General features: G+C 34.0%; 17 protein-coding genes and 1 other RNA gene. 9 read left to right on the plus strand and 9 right to left on the minus strand.

All coding sequences use genetic code 11. The features are described 5' to 3' along the window. The 8 genes from Q5I06_RS05835 to rnpB form a co-directional block, all read right to left on the minus strand. Nucleotides 1-551: restriction endonuclease subunit S (locus tag Q5I06_RS05835; protein ID WP_305520920.1), on the minus strand; the 551-nt coding region annotated here is incomplete at its 3' end. Between the two features lie 9 nt (nt 552-560). Continuing rightward, on the minus strand, nt 561-1,517 hold the full coding sequence (locus Q5I06_RS05840) for a type I restriction-modification system subunit M (protein WP_305520924.1): 957 nt from the start codon (nt 1,515-1,517) through the stop codon (nt 561-563). After that, nucleotides 1,451-1,720, minus strand: coding sequence for an N-6 DNA methylase (locus Q5I06_RS05845; protein ID WP_305520921.1), 270 nt, complete (start codon nt 1,718-1,720; stop codon nt 1,451-1,453). Before Q5I06_RS05845 ends, Q5I06_RS05840 begins: the two co-directional genes overlap by 67 nt. Nucleotides 1,721-1,910: 190 nt before the next feature. Continuing rightward, a complete protein-coding gene (locus tag Q5I06_RS05850) occupies nt 1,911-2,147 on the minus strand; it encodes a type I restriction-modification system subunit M N-terminal domain-containing protein (RefSeq protein WP_305520922.1) in 237 nt (78 codons plus the stop codon). A gap of 125 nt (nt 2,148-2,272) precedes the next feature. Continuing rightward, nucleotides 2,273-2,557, minus strand: coding sequence for a hypothetical protein (locus tag Q5I06_RS05855; RefSeq protein ID WP_305517281.1), 285 nt, complete (start codon nt 2,555-2,557; stop codon nt 2,273-2,275). Between the two features lie 5 nt (nt 2,558-2,562). Continuing rightward, a complete protein-coding gene (gene rsmH / locus Q5I06_RS05860) occupies nt 2,563-3,489 on the minus strand; it encodes a 16S rRNA (cytosine(1402)-N(4))-methyltransferase RsmH (RefSeq protein WP_305520923.1) in 927 nt (308 codons plus the stop codon). Further along, complete coding sequence (locus tag Q5I06_RS05865) at nt 3,486-4,697, minus strand: malic enzyme-like NAD(P)-binding protein (protein WP_305517289.1); 1,212 nt, start codon at nt 4,695-4,697, stop codon at nt 3,486-3,488. Before Q5I06_RS05865 ends, rsmH begins: the two co-directional genes overlap by 4 nt. A gap of 87 nt (nt 4,698-4,784) precedes the next feature. Further along, an RNA gene (rnpB, locus tag Q5I06_RS05870) (RNase P RNA component class A) lies at nt 4,785-5,101 on the minus strand. A gap of 100 nt (nt 5,102-5,201) precedes the next feature. On the opposite strand from rnpB, the gene Q5I06_RS05875 reads away from it, so the two are divergent. From Q5I06_RS05875 to Q5I06_RS05890, 4 genes are read left to right on the plus strand one after another with little or no spacing between them, the layout of a single operon-like run. Beyond that, a complete protein-coding gene (locus Q5I06_RS05875; protein ID WP_305517279.1) occupies nt 5,202-5,633 on the plus strand; it encodes a MarR family winged helix-turn-helix transcriptional regulator in 432 nt (143 codons plus the stop codon). After that, on the plus strand, nt 5,633-6,667 hold the full coding sequence (locus Q5I06_RS05880; RefSeq protein WP_305517278.1) for an efflux RND transporter periplasmic adaptor subunit: 1,035 nt from the start codon (nt 5,633-5,635) through the stop codon (nt 6,665-6,667). Before Q5I06_RS05875 ends, Q5I06_RS05880 begins: the two co-directional genes overlap by 1 nt. Continuing rightward, nucleotides 6,664-9,780, plus strand: a complete 3,117-nt coding sequence (locus Q5I06_RS05885) for an efflux RND transporter permease subunit (RefSeq protein WP_305517277.1) — start codon at nt 6,664-6,666, stop codon at nt 9,778-9,780. Before Q5I06_RS05880 ends, Q5I06_RS05885 begins: the two co-directional genes overlap by 4 nt. Nucleotides 9,781-9,784: 4 nt before the next feature. After that, nucleotides 9,785-11,047: a TolC family protein gene (locus tag Q5I06_RS05890; protein ID WP_305517276.1), complete on the plus strand. Its 1,263-nt coding sequence runs from the start codon at nt 9,785-9,787 to the stop codon at nt 11,045-11,047. A gap of 48 nt (nt 11,048-11,095) precedes the next feature. Here Q5I06_RS05890 and Q5I06_RS05895 read toward each other — a convergent pair whose 3' ends face one another. Beyond that, on the minus strand, nt 11,096-11,899 hold the full coding sequence (locus tag Q5I06_RS05895) for a hypothetical protein (protein ID WP_305517275.1): 804 nt from the start codon (nt 11,897-11,899) through the stop codon (nt 11,096-11,098). A 134-nt stretch (nt 11,900-12,033) separates the two neighbouring features. Here Q5I06_RS05895 and Q5I06_RS05900 point away from each other — a divergent pair, with 134 nt between their 5' ends. Genes Q5I06_RS05900 through secD form a run of 5 tightly spaced genes read left to right on the plus strand, consistent with a single transcriptional unit; the run spans nt 12,034 to nt 19,599 of the window. Continuing rightward, nucleotides 12,034-14,799, plus strand: a complete 2,766-nt coding sequence (locus Q5I06_RS05900; RefSeq protein ID WP_305517274.1) for a RecB-like helicase — start codon at nt 12,034-12,036, stop codon at nt 14,797-14,799. Nucleotides 14,800-14,815: 16 nt separating this feature from the next. Continuing rightward, nucleotides 14,816-16,336, plus strand: a complete 1,521-nt coding sequence (nhaA, locus tag Q5I06_RS05905) for a Na+/H+ antiporter NhaA (RefSeq protein WP_305517273.1) — start codon at nt 14,816-14,818, stop codon at nt 16,334-16,336. Beyond that, entirely contained in the window at nt 16,323-17,684 is a 1,362-nt protein-coding gene (nhaA, locus tag Q5I06_RS05910) for a sodium/proton antiporter NhaA (protein ID WP_305517272.1), read from the plus strand. Before nhaA (Q5I06_RS05905) ends, nhaA (Q5I06_RS05910) begins: the two co-directional genes overlap by 14 nt. 50 nt (nt 17,685-17,734) lie before the next feature. Then, complete coding sequence (gene yajC / locus Q5I06_RS05915) at nt 17,735-18,016, plus strand: preprotein translocase subunit YajC (protein ID WP_305517271.1); 282 nt, start codon at nt 17,735-17,737, stop codon at nt 18,014-18,016. A gap of 8 nt (nt 18,017-18,024) precedes the next feature. Beyond that, complete coding sequence (gene secD, locus Q5I06_RS05920) at nt 18,025-19,599, plus strand: protein translocase subunit SecD (protein WP_305517270.1); 1,575 nt, start codon at nt 18,025-18,027, stop codon at nt 19,597-19,599. Nucleotides 19,600-19,602: the final 3 nt, after the last annotated feature.

Genomic DNA, 19,602 nt, shown 5'->3' on the forward strand with positions numbered 1-19,602 from the left:
AGTTTGTTCAAGTAGTATTTGTATTGTTTTTGTCTGAGTTTTAGCTCGGCTTCTAGTTCGCCCTCTAGTTCTGTGAAGGTATCTAGGATTTTCACGATTTCTTCTTGGATGGGTAGAGGCGGGATGGGGATTTTGAAATTGTCAAAAATAGCACTATCAAGCTTTGGATATGTGGAAGTTGAAACATAGAACTTTTCTGCATGATTAGCTATGAAATAGTACAGGTATTTTGCTAAAACTTGACTTTTGTTTTTTGGAGTTATGGTACAATTATTTGAACTTACAAATTTTCCATTATGGTATTTAATATTCGCATACCTCGCACGACCTAGTGTAATGACTTCACCCTCGCAGAGATAATCTTTTGAAATATTTTCATTTGTCCACCAATTATCATTTTTTGAACTAGGTAACAGCCTCACATTCCCTCCAGTAATAACCATTGATTCTAGCTCACTCGCACCAATTTGCTTAAAAGTATTTTTTGATACAACCTCTCCAAGCGTTTTATATTCAACTAATCCCCCCCCCCCAGAAATATTTATAAGCATTTTATTTGACTAGGCTATGTTGAGATTGCTGATGATGCTATCGATTTGTTTGCGCAGAGTGCTTTGTCTTTCTACGATTTTGATGATTTCTGCATTGAGCATGGCTATATCGATGATTTCTCTAGTGTCTTTTTGTGCTACATAGGTGGAGACAGAGAGATTGTAGTCATTTTTTGCGATAAAGTCATTTTCTACATAACTACTGAAATGATCTATTTGTGAGCGATTCATCACACAATCATAGATTTTGGCTATATTGCTAGAAGTGAGCTTGTTTTTTGCGCTTCCTCGTGTGAATTCTTCACTTGCATCGACAAAAAGAGTTTTGTTTTCGTTTTTGTTCTTTCTGATCACCATAATACAAGTCGCGATGCTTGTGCCAAAAAACAGATCAGAAGGCAATGCAATGATGCTATCGACGTAGTTATTATCAATAAGATATTTTCTGATTTCTTTCTCTGCACCGCCTCGATACATTATCCCTGGGAAACAAACAATAGCCGCTCCCCCATCAGTGGATAAATAAGATAAAGAATGCATAACAAAAGCCATATCAGCTTTTGATTTTGGAGCGAGAACTCCAGCAGGGGTAAATCTGTGATCGTTGATGAGGATTGGATTATTATCTCCTGCCCAAGATACAGAGTAAGGGGGATTGCTCACGATGGCTTCAAATGGTTCATCGTTTTCGTGTTGAGGTGAAGTGAGGGTGTCTTCACAGGCGATGTTAAATTTGTCAAAATTGATATTGTGTAAAAACATATTGATGCGACAGAGATTGTAGGTAGAAGGATTGATCTCTTGACCATAAAATCCATTTTTTACATTTTCTTTTCCTAGAACTTTTGCGAATTTTAGCAATAGTGAGCCTGAACCACAGGCAGGATCATAGACTTTATTTACCTTTTTTTGCCATAGAGTGCGAGTTCTACCAAAAGCTCGGAGACTTCTTGAGGGGTGAAAAATTCTCCCCCAACTTTTCCAGCATTCTCAGCGTACATAGTCATCAGATATTCATAAGCATCACCAAATACATCAATAGTGTTATCCCCGTAGTTTCCTAGTGGTAGGGAGGCTATGCCTTCGAGGATTTTTGTGAGCCTTTCATTTCGTTTGGCTACGGTTTTGCCTAGTAGATTTTCGTTATTGAAATCAATATTGTCAAACAAGCCTTTGATGTTGCTTTCAAATTTGGTATCATTTGCAGAATTTTCGATGTTTTTGAAGATTTTGGAGAGGGTTACATTGAGGTTCTCATCGGTTTTGGCTTTTTTGCAGACATTTTCAAAAAGTTCAGAGGGCTTAATAAAAAGACCTTTAGCCTCTAAAATATCATCGCGACCTTCTATGGCTAATTCATCAGATATACAAGCGTAGTCGAATTTCGAGTTTGTCTCCCCCCCCCCCGCTCATCTCATGCTCGACCTTATTTACATATTCTTTAATGTTTTCAGAGATAAACCGGTAAAAGAGGATTCCTAAAATATACTGTTTAAAATCCCAGCCACTCACAGCCCCGCGTAAATCGTTGGCGAGATCCCAAATCATTTTATGTAGTGCGGCACGTTCTTGTTCTTTTTTGTTGTCTATAGACATTATAAAACCCTTCGATTTTGGTAGATTATTTTGTTGATTATATTTAATTTTTTAAAAAAAATAGTTTAAAAAAATATCAGAGGCTAAATTTTTTAGATCGCGGAAAAATTTTCAAACATAAAAGATCAGTTTAAATTCATCATCAAATATTTGAATCTTACATCTTCTAATTCACGCTCTAGGCGATTGTTTTCTTCTTTTAGAAGATTTTCTTGAGTTTGAAGTTTGCTAATATCGCGGCTGATGTAGTAGATATTACTAGCTAGATAGATTTTTGGAAGCACGATTACAAGAGAAAATGCTAAGATTACATATGCCCAAAATAGGGCGTTGATATTCAGACCCTTTTTTTCATCATCAAAAAATAGTTCTTCTTTTTCATTTTTATCGATGCTTATAGATTCTCTCATTTTTATCAGTCCTTAAAAGCAAATGCCCGAAATTTTGCACTTCTAGCACGAGGGTTTTGTTTGATCTCTTCGCTTGAGGCAATCAAAGGTTTTTTTGTGATTATAACACCTTTTGAGTGGTTGTTTCCGCATTCGCATTTATAGCTATTTTGACTACAAATGCAAGATTTTGACCATTCTTTGAAGGCTGTTTTGACCATTCTGTCTTCTAGTGAATGAAAAGAAATCACTCCAAAGACTGCTCCTTTGAGCTTGCTGGCACTATTTAAAAGTTTTTGCAATTCTCCTAGCTCATCATTTACCTCTATACGAATAGCTTGAAAAGCAAGAGTTCCTGGATGTATGCGAGGATTTTTGAAATGTTTTTGGAGAAAAGTGCTTAGATCTTGTGCGGATTCAAAGGGTTGTTTTGAGCGGGCATTCACAATCAAAGAAGCCATTTTTTTGTATTCTTTTATCTCGCCATATTCTCTAAATATTCTTTCAAGTTCATAGCTTGAGTAAGTATTGATGATAGTCTTTGCTTCTAGTGGTTTGCTAGTATCCATGCGCATATCAAGATTATCAGATTGGAATCCAAAGCCTCTGGAGTTGTTATCAAGCTGCAAGGAACTCACTCCAATATCTGCTAAAACTCCTTTTATTTTATCGCCTTGTGATTGTAGTATTTCTTCAAATTTCTCTCCAAAACTCCCGGCAATACAACTGAAACGATCTTTAAATTTCTCTAATCTTTTTTGAGCAAAATCCCTAGCTTGAATGTCTTTGTCTATGCCGATAATGCTTATATTTTGATTCTGATCTAAAAGTGCTTGGCTATGCCCACCAAATCCAAGCGTACAATCGATTATTAAACCATTAGAAATATTTCCAAAGACATCCAAAACATGTTCAAGCAAAACAGGTATATGAGGAGAACTGGGAGTATTCAAATTCTAGCTACTCCACTTTTTATCGCTGCATCGGCAACTGCTTTGGATATTTTTTCTTTTAATCTACTATCAAAAGGTGAAGGTACAAGATATTCTCTACCAAAAACAAGTTTTCTGCCATGTATGCCATCTAATGCTGGTTCTATAGGTTCTCTAGCAAGTTCTGCGAGTGCATGAGCTGCAGCAAATTTCATCTCTTCATTGATTTTTTTTGCTCGAACGCTCATCGCTCCTTTAAAAATATAGGGGAATCCTAAGACATTGTTGATTTGGTTGGGATAATCACTTCTACCTGTTGCCATAATTGCATCTCTTCTGGCTTCATAGACGATTTCAGGGAGGATTTCAGGAGTGGGATTACTCATCGCAAAAATAAGAGGATTTTCATTCATCCCCATAATATCATCTGCTTGAAGCAAGTCAGCTTTTGAAAGACCCAAAAAAACATCTGAGCCATTTAAAGCTTCTTTATAAGATGAATAATCTTTAGAGGTGGCAAATTCTGCTTTTATAATTCCAATATCATTTCTACCTGTATGAATAACGCCTCTGCTATCAAACATAATAATTTCTTTCACGCCTAGTGCTTTATACATTTTTGCACAAGCAATCGCAGCTGCTCCCGCACCGCTAATGACTACTCGCATAGATTCAATAGGTTTTTGAACGATTTTAGAGGCATTGATAATTGCAGCAGTTGAAATAATAGCAGTTCCATGCTGGTCATCATGCATTATAGGAATGTCTAGTTCTTCAACCAGTCTTCTTTCTATTTCAAAGCATTCAGGTGCTTTTATATCTTCGAGGTTTATGCCCCCAAATGTTGGAGCTATCGCTTTTACTATATCGATAAATTTATCTATGTTTTTTTCATTCACTTCAATATCAAAGGCATCTATGCCTCCAAACATCTTGAACAAAATAGCCTTGCCTTCCATTACGGGCTTACTTGCTTGTGCTCCAATATCTCCTAGACCAAGTACAGCAGTGCCATTGCTAATAACTGCTACTAAATTACACTTAGAAGTATAATCATAGGCTTTTAGAGGATCTTTTTGAATTTCTTTGCAAGGAATTGCAACACCTGGAGAATATGCTAGAGATAAGTCTTCTTGATTTTTTAAAGATGTTTTAGCCTCAACTCTAAGCTTACCGCCTTTGTGATAATCGAGTGCTTTTTGATATTGTGCTTGAAGTTTTTGATCCATTTTATCCATTTGTTTTGCCTTTTTTTAAACTAATACAAAGAATATAAACAAAAAAAGCTAAAAATAACATTAGAGGAATAAATTTTTACTCTAGGTGCAACGATAAGCCGAGTTCTGTCTAGGGTGGTTATTTATCTGGGATATATTTCACAATATACCTCTAGCAAAGAGCTAAAATGAGACTTTAACCATACTCTTTTTGCTACGGATTGGGTTTACATTGACGGATTTGATTGCTCAACTCCCGGTAGGCTCTTGCCCCACCATTTCACCCTTACCCAAATGGGCGGTTTATTTTCTGTTGCACTTTCCCTTAACTTGCGTTAGCCATTCGTTAAATGGAATCCTGTCTCTGTAGCTCGGACTTTCCTCTCCATTTTTGGAGCAACCACCTATTGCACCTAGTTTGTGATTATACTCAAAATCAACTTAAGCCTACAATCTGAAATTTCAGAAGTTTTATGATATGATTGAAACAAAATAAGCAAGGATATTTACAAGTATATGCAAGAAAAAGATTGCTCAGAAAGAGAAGCTATTCCTTCTATTATTTTAGCTTCTAGGCAAATAAAAAATTTTTTTTGTTCAAGACTTCGTCCATACAACATTGGAACAGAAGAAATAGGCATTCTTTTTATTCTCAAAGAATCTGGAGAGTTTAGCATCACTGATTTATCTAATATAACTCTCAAAGATAAAGGTACAGTCTCTCGAACTATCAAATCCCTTTGTAGAAAAAATCTTGTCAAAAAATCTCAAGAAAAAGAAGATAATCGTATTACCAAAGTCAGTATCACTCCTGAAGGTCTTGAAAAAATAGAAATAGTTAAAAACAATAAGAAAACTTTTTTAGATGTTTTTGATAATGCTATTACCTCTCAGGAAAAAGATCAGCTCTTGAGTATTTTAGACAAAATAACGGCGGTAATGAAGTAATGTTTAGAAAGTTTGTTTTTTGTATAGTTGTATTTTTTGTATTTCTTGATGGAAAACCTATTTATGTCAATACCAAACCAATCAAAAGCGGGACTCTTCAAAAACAAGAAACATTTGTTGGAAGCGTGAGTTTTAAGGAAATATCCAATATCGCATCACAATCTCAAGGCGTAGTACAACAGATTTATTTTCGCATAGGACAAAAAGTCAAAAAAGGGCAAAAATTGCTCAGTATTGATGATGATTTGTTGCAAAAAGATATTCAAATAAAACAAGCCAAGCTGACACAAGCTCAATATTCCCTACAAAGGCAGGAAAAAGACCTTCAACGTTATAAAAATCTATTAGATACTCAATCAATTCCATTGCAGGAATATGAAAATCTTGAATATCAGCTCAAATCTCAAGAAGCAAATATCTTAGCACTCCAAGCTGAACTAGAAATATCCCAAGCTGAACGTGCAAAAAAAACCATCTACGCACCTTTTGATGGAATCATTGTAGAGCAAAAAGTGCATGTCGCTGAATGGGTTAATACAGGTGAGGCTATTTGTCAAATTCTTAATAGTTCTGATGTAGAGGTTATAGTAGATGTACCTAGTTCGATAGCTAAAAACATCAAAGTTGGGCAAAATGTGAGCCTTATTATTAACTCCAAACATTATCAAGGAAAAATCTCTGCATTGATTCCAAAAGCTGATATTAGATCAAGGACATTTCCTGTTCATATTGGCGTAAAAAATGATGGAAGTTTTTTGGATGGAATGGCAGCTGAAGCGATGCTTGATATTGATGGAAAAAGTTCAGGATTTATCGTTCCTAGAGATAGTATAGTTAATTATTTGGGTTCTCCTACGATATTTGTATCTAAAAATAATCAAGCCATCGCTACAAAAGTAGAAGTGCTTTCAATCCAGGATTCACAGGCTCTAATTAGAGGAAAAATCAAAGAAAATGATCGGGTTGTTTATCGAGGTCAAGATAGGCTTCAAAATGGTAGCGATATTGAAGAAAAAAGACAAAGCAAGAAATGAAGTTGATTGAATATTGTCTAAAAAATCCTGTTGTCGTTTCTGTGGGGGTAATTTTCTTACTTCTTTTTGGGAGTATAGCACTTTTAAAAATGCCTTATCAACTTCTTCCTCAAGTGACTCGCCCTGTAATTAGTATTTATACTTCTTATGCTGGGGCAACTCCTTATGAAGTTGAAAAAGAAATTACCGATAGACAGGAAAAATATCTCAAAAATATTCCCAACCTTACTTCAATGACTTCTACTTCTCGCGATGGAATGAGTATTATTAATCTTGAATTTGACATCAATGCGGATATGAAACTCGCATTTTTGAATGTGAGTGCTAAGTTAGATGAGGTGAGAGGATATCCCCCTGATATAGATAAACCTATTATTAAAACTACAGGAGATAATATTCCAATTGCTGTGTATCTTTTTGTAAAAACTGCAGAAGGAAATAATGAGTCCATCAATCATTATAAAAATTTTATTTATGATGAGGTCATCAAATATTATGAGCGACTAAATGGTGTAGGGGAGGTGTATGTAAGTGGAGGGACAAGTAAGCAAATACAGATCATTTTAGATGCAAAAAAACTTGCTTATAACAATATCACTATTGATGAAGTGATCCAAGCTATCAAAATACAAAATACAAATATTTCAGCAGGAAGTATCGATTTTGATCAGCGAAATTATCGTATATCTACTATTGGACAATACCAAGATATAGCATCTATTTATAACACGATTATCAAATCTGAAGGAAATAAGGTTATTTTGCTAAAAAATGTGGCTAGTATTTTGAAGGGTTATGAAAATACTACAGGCTACAATATTCACAATAATGATAATGTTATTTCATTGCAGATTCGTCCTACAGCTAGTGCAAATATTTTATCTCTGACCAAAAATGTCCAAGAACTTACCGATCGTCTCAATAATACAATAATCAAAGGCGAACATCTTCATATTGATTGGGGGAGAGATCAGAGAAATTACATAGAATCTTCGATTTCTCAAGTCAAAGAAAATATTCTCATCGGGATTGTTTTGGCGACATTGATTTTATATCTCTTTTTGAGAAATTTTTCTTCTCTAATTGTAGTTGCATTGATTATTCCTGTAAGCGTGATTGGTTCTTTTATCTTATTAGAGGCATTTGGAAGAACGCTTAATGTGGTTTCTTTGGCGGGGATTTCTTTTGCTATCAGCATGATTATTGATAGTGCGATTGTGGTGATGGCTAATATCATTGCACATAAAGACAAGACAAAAAATCTTTTTGAAGCAGCATCTTTAGGCACAAAAGAAGTCATAGGTGCCTTGTTTGCAAGTACTATTACAACCATCGCTATTTTTATCCCTATCGCGTTGCTCAACGATGAAGCTGGACAACTTTTTGTAGATATTGCACTTGCTGCAAGTAGTTCGATTTTTATTTCATTTTTTGTGTGTATTTTTGTTATTCCTCCTTTTGCACTTTTGATGCTTAAAAAACTCTCTTCAATGCCTAAGATCAAGATCAATGTGTTGATTACATTGAATAATACTATTGAAAAAATAGGAGAGAGGATTTCTTCTTTTTTGTTAAAAATCCTTAAATATTGTGTTCAAAGCACACTTTCAAGAAGTTTGACTATTATTATATTTGTGGGAATTTGTAGTATTTTTAGTTTTTTGGCATTTCCAAAAACAGATTATCTTCCCAAGGGTTCTCAAAATTTTATCATCGCCTATCTAAACCCCCCATCAGGACTTTCACTTAGCGAAAAAGATAATATCATTAAAGAAATTTATGAAGATTTTAAACCTTTTTTACAAGCAAATAACTATGAGCAGAAATCTCCATCAGATTTACCCGTTATTAAAGATTTTTTTATCAGTTCAGGTACAAATATGTATTTTTATCTGAGTGCAAAAAATCCAGATGATGCACCAAAACTTATTCCTTATGCTCAAAGCGTTATTGACTCCATACCAAATATTACGGGTATTGTGCTTCAACAAGGGATTTTTAGCGCTTCAGGTAGTTCGAGTATCGATATTAATGTGAGTGGAAGCGATTTGTATTCATTGCTAAATACAGCTCAAGAAATTGTCAATTCAATTAAAAAAAATCTCTCAGATGTTAGTGTTAGGACGGTTCCTTCACTTGAGATCAATAATCGCGAGATAAATCTTTATCCAGATTCTCGTGCATTGGCACTTAATGGATTGGATGTTAGGAGTTTTGGCACTATTGTGGAGGTGATGCTTGAAGGAAAAAAAATCTCCCAATATAAGAGTCAAAATGGAAAAAATGTTGATCTTGTATTAAAAACATATCAAAATAAATCAAAAATTTCTCCTGAAGATATTTTGTATTCGCAGATTTACACGCCAAATGGAGGGATATTGTCTTTGAATTCTCTAGCAACAATTAAAAACGAACTTGGTGTTTCTCGTATTAGGCATTTTGAACAAAATCGTAATATTTTGATTATTCTTAATTCTTATGGCGGTCAACCATTAGAGGAGATTATGGATAAGATATCTAATATTATTTTACCAGATATTGAAAAAAATACTACAGATAATATATTTTTAAGCGGAAGTGCTGGAAAGCTTAGCAAACTCAAAGGAGAGCTTTTGGGTGGGTTTTTGTTGGCAATTGTCATTACTTATTTGATATTGTGTGCTTTGTATGGTAATTTTATCTATCCTTTTATCATTATTTTAACCGTTCCTTTTGCTACTACAGGTGGGCTTATAGGACTTTATTTGCTCAATCGTTTTTTGGTGGCTCAAAATCTTGATGTGATTACAATGTTAGGTTTTATTATACTAGTAGGGAGTGTGGTTAATAATGCAATTCTTATTGTTTATCAAACCCTTATTAATTTCAAAGAATATAAAATTCCTGCTTTTGAATCGGTCATAAAGGCAACGCAAAGTCGGCTTTCTCCAATTTATATGAGTATGCTTACGAGCGTTTTTGGACTTTTGCCACTTGTGTTGTTTGCTGGTTCTGGAAGCGAGATATACAGAGGACTTGGGGCGGTGATTGTGGGAGGACTTGTTTTTTCCACTATCATTACGGTATATGTGATACCTTCACTACTTTTATTTGTAATCAAAGATAAAAGATAAATATATGAAAATAATCTTCTTGTTTATATTGCTATCTTCATTTCTTTTGGGTCTTGATATTGATAAAGCTATTGATATGGCTATCAAAAATAGCGATAAAATCAGAGAACAAAGCTATCTTTATGCACAAGCTCAAAGTATTTCCAAGTCAAAAATATCCACTCTTATGCCTAAATTAGATCTAGGCTATATTTTTAGTTATAACATACCTGGAAACACTTCAACTTATTTTTTGAATAGTTTTAATATTACAGGTAAATACAATGTATTTAATGGTTTTAAAGATTACTATACCATCAAGGATTCTAAACAATCCCAAACCACTCAAAATTATGTTCTTCAAAGCAATATTGCTGATGTAACCTTGCAGACAAAAATCGCTTATATTTCAGTTCTTCAAGCACTTGATTCGCTTAAAATCGCACAAGAATCCAAGAAGCTCTTAGAAGCTCAAAAGCAAAAGGCCCAGCAGTTTTTTAATCAAGGATTTCGTGCAAAAAATGAGGTTTTAAGTGTGGAGGTCTTACTTGCCAATGCCAATATTGCCCTAAAATCCGCTGAGCTTAATTTGGATTATTCTAAAAACTTGCTCTCAACCCTTACTTCTAGCACAATCAATCCAGAGAATCTTGAAAATATCAAGACTGTCACAGATATTGTATTTGATAAAAATGAGATTTTAGAAAAAATCCTCCAAGAAAATCCAGATTATTTGCGATTGCAATCGTTGTTAAAATCTGCAGAGTTTCAAGTAGATATTGCTAGAGGTTCTTTTATGCCTACTGTTGATGTTTTTGCCACTAAATTTTGGTACATTAACGGTGGAAGTATCGCACGAACAAGTTATGCCCTGCAGAGTCAAGCAAGGATTGTTTTTGGATGGAATCTTTTTGATGGACTCAATACTCATTATAACTACCAAGCTAAAAAATTCTATTATCTTTCGATTTTGAGTAGAATAAATCAATATAAAAAAGATATGAAAAATGATATCAATAAGGTCTTCAATGAGTTCGAACTTGCAAAGCAACAATATTCTTTAGCGAGTGTTTCGCTTAAACAAGCCGAAGAAAACTACCGCATCACCAATAATCGTTACATTCAAAATATAGCCACTTATACTGAACTTTTGAATGCTCAATTTTTATTAAATACTGCTAAAACCAATATTATTCAATCCAAATATGAAACAGCTATCGCAGTTTCTAAAATCGACAGATTGTTGAATACAAATTCAATCCATTCAGACACGGCAATACAAAAATAAAGAATAAAAAAATTAAAGATATCCCCTAAAGATAGGGGAATGAGATTTTTAGAAAATAAATGACAGGAAAAAATAGATTCTTTGATAATCTACGCCATAAATATCTCTGTTTCGATTCACAAACTTACTTTGTTTATCAAGTCCTTCAGCGATTGCACGATCATCAAATTTGGTTTGATTCATACGATTGGTAAGACCATTTGAAGTGATATAACGTACTCCTATGTTGACTACATTACTGATCTTATAGCCCATACCTCCACCGAAGATAAGTCCATCATATAAAGTGTTTGCAGTTGGGTTTGCTCCACTAGCAGCGTAGTATGTATCTTTCATATATAGCCAAGTGTAGCCCACTAGTCCAACGATATAAAATCCTTTATATTCAAGCCCTGCCATGAATGGTAGTTGGAGTCCATAACCAGCAACACCCTCAGTTTCTTTTGTTTCTAATGGACGCTCATCACTTAAGATGTTTGATTTTCCTCTCGTCATCAAATAGATAGGCACACTGATTTCAGTTCCTGCCATCAAACTCATGCCGCCAAATAAAGATTCAATACTTCTAATATAAGTGCTATAGCCAATATCTGCAGATACATATTGAGATTTGCCCAACATTGTATAAGAGCTACCCAAGACACCTTCACTGAACAAATACCATCTTCTGACAGAACCAGTAGATCTTGTTCCATCAACAATCGAACCTTTTGTAAAATTACCTAATACAGCACCTCGTTTTTGATTGATGTTGCTAATAGGATTTCTTTTTGGGGTAGCCTTAGTAGCAGCATAAACACCTGTAACTCCAATTAGCGATGAAGCCATTAAGACAAAAAGCAATTTTTTCATTTGATGTTCCTTATTTGAATAAAATTGTGCGGAATTCTACACTATTTTTTATATGATAAAAACTTAACTTTAAAATCGGCGGAAAATTTGATATATTTAGACTTTATTTTTTTATTAAACATTGGAGCGTACTTATGGATTCTAAGCAATATCTCGCCTTAAAAGCATCAGCAGGGAGTGGGAAGACCTTTGCGCTCGCTATGAGATATATCAGCTTACTTTTTAATGGTGCAAATCCCAATGAAATTTTGACTTTGACTTTCACTAAAAAAGCTGCTTTGGAGATGAATCGACGTATTTTGGAAAATTTGATTTCTCTGAGGACAAACAAAAATGCACAAACTCTTATTTTAGAGCTTCAAAATTATGGAATCAGCAATAGCATGATCGCAGATAATATAGAAAATATCTATAAGAAGTTTTTACAAGCAAATACAAAAATCACTACCATAGACGCCTTTTTGAATTTGATTTTAAAAAAATTCTGCTGGTATGCAGGGGTGAGCCATCGTTATGAAATAGAATTTGAAGAGAAAAATAAAATTTATGAAGATTTGTTGTCTTCTCTATCTCCAAAAGATTTTAGAGAATTTTTAGATTTATGTATTTATCAAGATATTAATGCAGAGTCTATGCTTGATTTGCTTTCTTTTTTGGATGCAAAAGATTTTGATCTCAAAAATCACATTCCCGCAGATGAAAATGAGATCATTAGAAGAGATAGAGATAAAGAGATTTTAGATATTGCACAGGAGATTAAAAATGCCATTATTCAAAATGAAAAAGCTAGTGATACGGCAAAAAATGCAATCAAAACAGATAGTGTCAAGGAGCTTGTTAAAAATCTAAAATGGCTGAAAGATGGACAAGGATATCGCTATTTTAAGAAGCTTGATTTAAAACAACTAGAACCTAAGTTTGAAACCCTCAAAGATATGCTTAAGGGTTATTATAATCATCGCGAATATGTGATGTTAGACAAAATAGGGAAATTTCTAAAGTTTTACAAAAATAACAAAAGAAAACATTCTATAAATTCACTCAGTTTTGATGCTATTACCTTGAAGGTCTATGAATTGCTTGGAAAAAATTTCGATAGTGAATTTTTTTATTTTAGATTAGATGATAAAATCACTCATATTTTGATTGATGAATTTCAAGATACAAGCACGATTCAGTATAAAATTCTCAAGCCCATCATTGATGAAATCAGATCTGGACAGGGACGTTTTGGAGATAGAAGTGTATTTTTTGTTGGAGATACCAAACAAAGTATTTATAGATTTCGAGGCAGTAATAGCGAACTTTTTGATATTGCTTCCAAAGGTGAGGGAATCACACAAGAGGATCTTCAATATAACTATCGTAGCTGTGAAAATATCATTTCTTATGTGAATAAGTGTTTTGAGAATGTGATTTCTGACTATACTCCACAAAAATATCCATTAGGTAAAACAAGCGAAGTAAAGGGCTATGTTAAGGTATGTGAGCCTTGCGAAAATATGCAAGAGAGTGTTTGGGAAAATTTAAATTATTTACTTCAGAACAATATTTCTGCAGAAGATATAGCGATTTTGTGTTTTTCAAATGATGATGTATTGGATATTAGAGATTATATCAAGAGTAAAAATCCAGAACTTGAAATCATGACTGAGACAAATATAAAGCTTTTAAATCAAAATGAATCAAAAATCATTTTTCATGCGATAGATTTTTTTAAAACAAACTTAGAGTTTCATAAAAAATGTGCTTACAAACTTGCTGGACTTGCTTATGATGCAGATATGTTAATGCCCATAAAAAAACCGTATCAGTCCTTACAAAGTTTTATTTTAGAGATTATGGAGACTTTCAAAATATATGGAAAGGCTGCTCAAAAAATTCTTGAAATCTCTTGTGAATATGAAAGTGTAGATGATTTTTTAGAAAGCATTAACAAAAAAAATATTGATTTCAGTATGCCATCTGCAAAAGGATTGCAAATGATGACAATCCATAAATCCAAAGGTCTTGAATTCAAATATGTTATTTTGTGCGAACGTATCAAAAAACCTAATTCAGATAGGGGAAAATTTCTCTTTGATTATGAAGGCATAGAATTAAAAAGAATATTTTATAAACAATCCAAACGAGAAGAAGTGGATAAAGAATATGAAAATGCCTTGCAAAATGAAAAAAATCTACAAATACGAGAGAGTTTAAATACGGTTTATGTTGCTTTTACTAGGGCGAGGGAAGGGTTGATTATCCTTCCAAAACAAAAAAAGGATGGCGATAAAGATAAAATTTGTTTTGGAGACTTAGAGGTTGCTCCTGAAGTAATAGGTTCTCCTCAAGGAACAGGACATTCAAAAGTAAAAGAATCAAAAATCACTCCTATTTTTATTGAACAAAAAAGCTTTGGAAAACAAGAAGATTTTATCAAAGAAGCTGATGATTATGCAGATACAAATTACATAGATATGAAGTTTGGAGAGGCTTTACATAAAGCATTAGAATATGAATTAGGACATCGTATCAAAGAAGAAAAAATCTCACATATTTTAAACAATCACTACGGATTTTTCCTTCCAGTTAAAAGTTTTGATGATATATTCAGAAGAATTGAGAATCTGAAAAAAAATGATATGTTTAATTCAATCATCAGCGAATCTTTGATAAAATCGGAGATATCTTATCTGAGTAACAATATTTTAAGTCGTATTGATGTGATGGTTTTGAAAGAAGATGGCAAGATTATAGTCTTAGACTATAAAACAGGTATTCACAATCAAGAAGAACATAAAAAACAAGTAAAAAGATACTTAGATTTTGTACAGAGTCGGTCTAAAAATAAGAGTCAAGTTCAGGCATATATTTTATACATACGCGATAGGATAGACTTCATACCTGTATCATAATTTTTTTAGGAGTCCTATGGAAGAAATATTAAGAGTTACAAAACAAGATCAGAAATCTCAAAATTCAGCTTATTATGTCAAAGATAAACTTCAAAAAGGTCTTCATACATTCATAGGGCATGAATCCTTTGGAGGGTTGCTATTATTTTTCTGTGTGTTGCTTGCTATAGTGATTGCAAATTCTGAATTTGGAGAGCAGTATTTTAGTCTTTGGAAGCTTCAATTTGGAGGATTTATTGATGGGTTTGGTTTGGGGCATCAAATTAGAGGAATGTCTCTGCTTGAGTTTATTAATGATGTATTGATGTCCTTTTTCTTTCTAATGGTTGGGTTAGAGATGAAAAGAGAAGTTCTGTATGGCGAGCTTGCAGGCTTTAAAAAAGTGGGATTTTCTGTTTTTGGGGCATTAGGGGGGATGGTGCTTCCTATTGCTATTTATATATATTTTAATCACAATACTCCTTTTGCAAACGGATTTGGCGTGGCGATGAGTACGGATACCGCATTTGCACTAGGAGTTATATTATTGCTAGGTAAAAGAGTTCCTCCAGTTATTAAAATATTTTTAGTAACACTTGCAGTTGCCGATGATTTGGGTGCTATTAGTGTCATTGCATTGTTTTATACTCATACTTTGAACATGGGGTGGCTATATGTTTCAATCGGATTGATTTGTGTTTTGATTTATCTTAACTATACCGATACCAAATACCTCTCTAGCTATCTTACTGTCGGTGTTTTGTTATGGATTTCTATTCATAACAGTGGAATCCACGCTACTGTTGCTGCTGTAATTTTAGCACTTACCATACCAGGGAGATCGAATATTACTAAAACATATTTTATGAATATGATGGAAGAGTGGCATAAGATAAATTTTATGACAAATAACGGAAGAGATGTGCAAGTTGATTCTAAGGAAGAAAATCTGGGATTTTTTGCTTCTTCTTGGAAAAATATCAAGCATTTCATCACTTCAGGTGAAAATATTGAGAAAAGAATTGATATGGAAAAAACAAGTAAGCAAGTCCATATGCTTGATACCATCGCAAAATATTCTAAATATGCTCAAAATCCACTCATTAGAATTGAAATCGCACTCCAGCCTTTATGTGCATATTTTATTGTTCCTTTATTTGCTTTTGCTAATGCTGGAGTGAAGATTAGCCCTGACACACTCAAAGCAATATTTGATGCGGGTTTTGAAATGAAAGGAATACTTCTAGGTACTATTTTGGGTCTTGTGGTGGGGAAACCTATAGGAATTGTCTTTTTTGCTTATGTGAGCGAAAAATTGAATCTTTCTATTAGACCTAAGGGACTTACTTATGGGCATATTTTTGCCGTTGGATGTTTGGCTGGGATTGGCTTTACTATGTCTATGTTTGTTGCCAATCTTGCTTATGATAATGCAGATGCAGTTGATATCTCAAAAATTTCTATATTGTGTGCTTCCTTTATTTCGGCATTTTTTGGGATTATTACTATGATTTTTAGCACAAAGAAAAATAAAAAGGTATATTATGCACAACACTGAAAAAATAACCCAGGTAGGGCTTAAAAATGTGTTTTTAAACTTTATTAGAAGTGAGTCATTTGGGGGTATTTTTCTTTTTATTAGTGCTGTGTTAGCCATGATTGTGGCAAATTCTCCTTTAAGTGAGTATTATTTTAATTTTTGGCATATAGATTTTGGTTTTTCTTTTGGTCAGCATTTTGTAGGATTTTCAATACATCATTGGATTAATGATGTATTGATGGCATTGTTTTTTTTGATGGTAGGACTTGAAATTAAACGCGAAGTTTTATTTGGAGAACTTGCAGGATTTAAAAAAGCCGCGTTTCCTGCTATTGCAGCACTTGGTGGAATGATAATACCAGGCTTGATTTATTATTCTTTAAATGCGGGAACGAACTCTTATCATGGATTTGGAATTCCGATGGCAACTGATATTGCGTTTGCACTCGGGGTAATTATGTTGCTTGGTAAAAAAGTCCCTATGGCTTTAAAGGTATTTTTGGTTACTTTGGCAGTTGCTGATGATTTAGGTGCTATTATTGTTATTGCGGTTTTTTATACAAGCGGGTTGAATTTAACTTGGCTTATTGGTGCAGGTGTTATTATTGTATTATTGATTTTTTTAAATAAGATAGGGATAAAAAATCTCCTACCTTATTTAATATTGGGAGTTTTGCTTTGGTTTGCTATTCATAATAGCGGGATTCATGCTACTATTGCCGCAGTTATTTTAGCTTTTACAATTCCGATTACACCGAAGAGATCACGGAAGAATTTTACGCATTTTATAAGAGAACTTGCTGATCAATTTCAAATCAAAGTTCCCAAAAATGCAGAGGTTGATTCACCTTCAAACACCTATGAAATCGCTCCATTAAGTGAAGATCAAATTGAAGTACTAGAATCTATCCAAGATAGAGTAAAATCTATTCGCAGTCCATTGGGACGTTTGGAACATTTTCTTCAGCCTTATAGTGCATATTTTATTATGCCTTTGTTTGCTTTTGCTAATGCGGGAGTAAATATTGGTAATGAAATTCACTTTGATATCGATCATATTGTCTTAGGGGTTGTTTTAGGTCTGGTTATAGGCAAACCCATAGGTATATTTTTTATCACATTTTTGTGTGAGAAATTGAGAATTGCTTCAAGACCAGAGGGTATCAGCTGGGGGCATATTGTTGGTGCAGGAATGTTGGCGGGGATTGGATTTACGATGTCCATGTTTGTCTCAAATCTTGCTTTTTCTCATCCTGAATCGATGGAAGTTTCAAAAATCTCTATTTTGATAGGATCTTTGATTTCTGGGATTATCGGGGTACTTTATTTGAATGTGCTTTACAAACTCAAACCTAAAGAAAATTAAATGAAACAAATGATAAAATACGTTTAAATTTAGACAATAGAAGGATATTTATGCAAAATTTTCAAGAGATTGCGACCTCCATATTACCGCTAATAGTGTTGTTTGCTATTTTTTATTTCTTTATCATCAGACCACAGAGACTTCAGCAAAAAAGACACAAGGAAATGCTTGGGAATCTTCAAAAAGGCGATAAGATAGTTACGCAAGGTGGTTTTATATGCGAGGTTATTAAGCCAGAAGAAACCTTTTTCAGTGTCAAGTTAAACGATGAAACTATCGTAAAACTTGCAAAAGAGTATGTAAGCTATAAACTTGATGATACTAAAAAGTAAGTTCAGAAATGAAGCAAACACTCAATGCTAGATTGTTGGTTTTTATCATTGCGATAATTTTCGCAGTGGGTTTTTCTGTACCATCTTTGTTTCACACTAAGGGACCTCAGATAAACTTGGGTCTAGATCTGCAAGGTGGTTTGAATTTGCTTTTGGGAGTAAAAACCGACGAGGCTATTAAGAGTAAGTATTCTTCTTTGGCATCTTCTATTTCGCACGAGGCAAGAAGAGCAGATATTTTACTTGATGATTTGCAGGGAGATTCCTCTGGGGTGAGCTTTGATCTCATAGATAGCGACGAGGCTGATAAACTTTCTAACATATTGAAAAAATTCAACGGAATTAACATCGATTCTACCAACAATCATTACATTATTACTTTAACCCCTCTAGAAGAAAGCACTATCAGGGCAAATGCCGTATCTCAAGCTATTGAAACTATTAGAAATCGTCTTGATCAGTTTGGGCTTACTGAACCAAGTGTTACTAGACAGGGTAAAGAATATATTTTGGTTGAACTTCCCGGAATAAAGACAGTTCAAGAAGAAGAACGTGCAAGAGAACTTATTTCAAAATCTGCACATCTTCAAATGATGGCAGTAGATGAAGATAGGAATCCTCAAGTATATTCAATGAATGATTTACAAGCCCAGAAATATGGTGATGTTATTCTGCCATTTGCTAATTCACAAGGCGAAAAAATCCTACTCAAGGCGATTCCCATTTTAGATGGCAATATGCTAACAGATGCTAGAGTTAGTTATGATCAATCTCATCAGCCTGTAGTTAGTTTTACTCTTGACTCCCAAGGAGCAAAAATATTTGGTGATTTTTCAGGAGCGAACGTAAATAAAAGGATGGCAATCGTCTTAGATGGAAAAGTTTATTCCGCTCCTGTTATTCGTGAACGTATTGGTGGAGGAAGCGGTCAAATTAGTGGAGGGTTTAGCGTGGAACAAGCCAGTGATTTGGCGATTGCTTTACGAAGTGGAGCGTTACCCGCACCTATTGAAGTTTTGGAGAAAAGAAGCGTTGGACCTAGTTTGGGACAAGATAGCATCAAAGCTTCTATGATAGCTCTTGGGAGTGGGTTTATTTTAGTTGTCGGATTTATGATTGTGTATTATTCTATGGCAGGTGTGATTGCTTCTGTTGCTCTTGTAGTGAATTTGCTTTTAATTATTGCTGTGATGGCAATTTTTGGAGCGACGCTTACTTTACCAGGTATGGCGGGTATTGTTTTGACTGTGGGAATAGCCGTAGATGCTAATATTATCATTAATGAACGTATTAGGGAGGCACTACGTGCAGGAGAAAATATTTCAAAATCTATTCATATGGGTTATGTGAATGCCTCTAGAGCTATTTTTGATTCCAATATAACTTCTTTAATAGCCTCCATCTTGTTGTATGCTTATGGAACAGGTGCTATCAAAGGTTTTGCCATAACTACGGGCATTGGTATTGTAGCTTCAATCATAACAGCGATTATTGGAACGCAGGGTTTTTATTTAGCGATTCTTCCAAAAATTTCCAAAACTAAACATTTGTATTTTTGGTTTGGGATTGGAAAAAAGGATTAAAAT

Origin of the sequence: Helicobacter cappadocius (genome assembly GCF_030688855.1) — a bacterium.
GTDB classification, from domain to species: domain Bacteria; phylum Campylobacterota; class Campylobacteria; order Campylobacterales; family Helicobacteraceae; genus Helicobacter_J; species Helicobacter_J cappadocius.

Coding starts and splice junctions, on each gene's coding strand:
- Q5I06_RS05850 (WP_305520922.1), bottom strand. CDS start 2,147: ATGTCTATAGACAACAAAAAAGAACAAGAACGTGCCGCACTACATAAA.
- Q5I06_RS05855 (WP_305517281.1), bottom strand. CDS start 2,557: ATGAGAGAATCTATAAGCATCGATAAAAATGAAAAAGAAGAACTATTT.
- Q5I06_RS05865 (WP_305517289.1), bottom strand. CDS start 4,697: ATGGATCAAAAACTTCAAGCACAATATCAAAAAGCACTCGATTATCAC.
- Q5I06_RS05875 (WP_305517279.1), top strand. CDS start 5,202: ATGCAAGAAAAAGATTGCTCAGAAAGAGAAGCTATTCCTTCTATTATT.
- Q5I06_RS05880 (WP_305517278.1), top strand. CDS start 5,633: ATGTTTAGAAAGTTTGTTTTTTGTATAGTTGTATTTTTTGTATTTCTT.
- Q5I06_RS05885 (WP_305517277.1), top strand. CDS start 6,664: ATGAAGTTGATTGAATATTGTCTAAAAAATCCTGTTGTCGTTTCTGTG.
- Q5I06_RS05890 (WP_305517276.1), top strand. CDS start 9,785: ATGAAAATAATCTTCTTGTTTATATTGCTATCTTCATTTCTTTTGGGT.
- Q5I06_RS05895 (WP_305517275.1), bottom strand. CDS start 11,899: ATGAAAAAATTGCTTTTTGTCTTAATGGCTTCATCGCTAATTGGAGTT.
- Q5I06_RS05900 (WP_305517274.1), top strand. CDS start 12,034: ATGGATTCTAAGCAATATCTCGCCTTAAAAGCATCAGCAGGGAGTGGG.
- nhaA (WP_305517273.1), top strand. CDS start 14,816: ATGGAAGAAATATTAAGAGTTACAAAACAAGATCAGAAATCTCAAAAT.
- nhaA (WP_305517272.1), top strand. CDS start 16,323: ATGCACAACACTGAAAAAATAACCCAGGTAGGGCTTAAAAATGTGTTT.
- yajC (WP_305517271.1), top strand. CDS start 17,735: ATGCAAAATTTTCAAGAGATTGCGACCTCCATATTACCGCTAATAGTG.
- secD (WP_305517270.1), top strand. CDS start 18,025: ATGAAGCAAACACTCAATGCTAGATTGTTGGTTTTTATCATTGCGATA.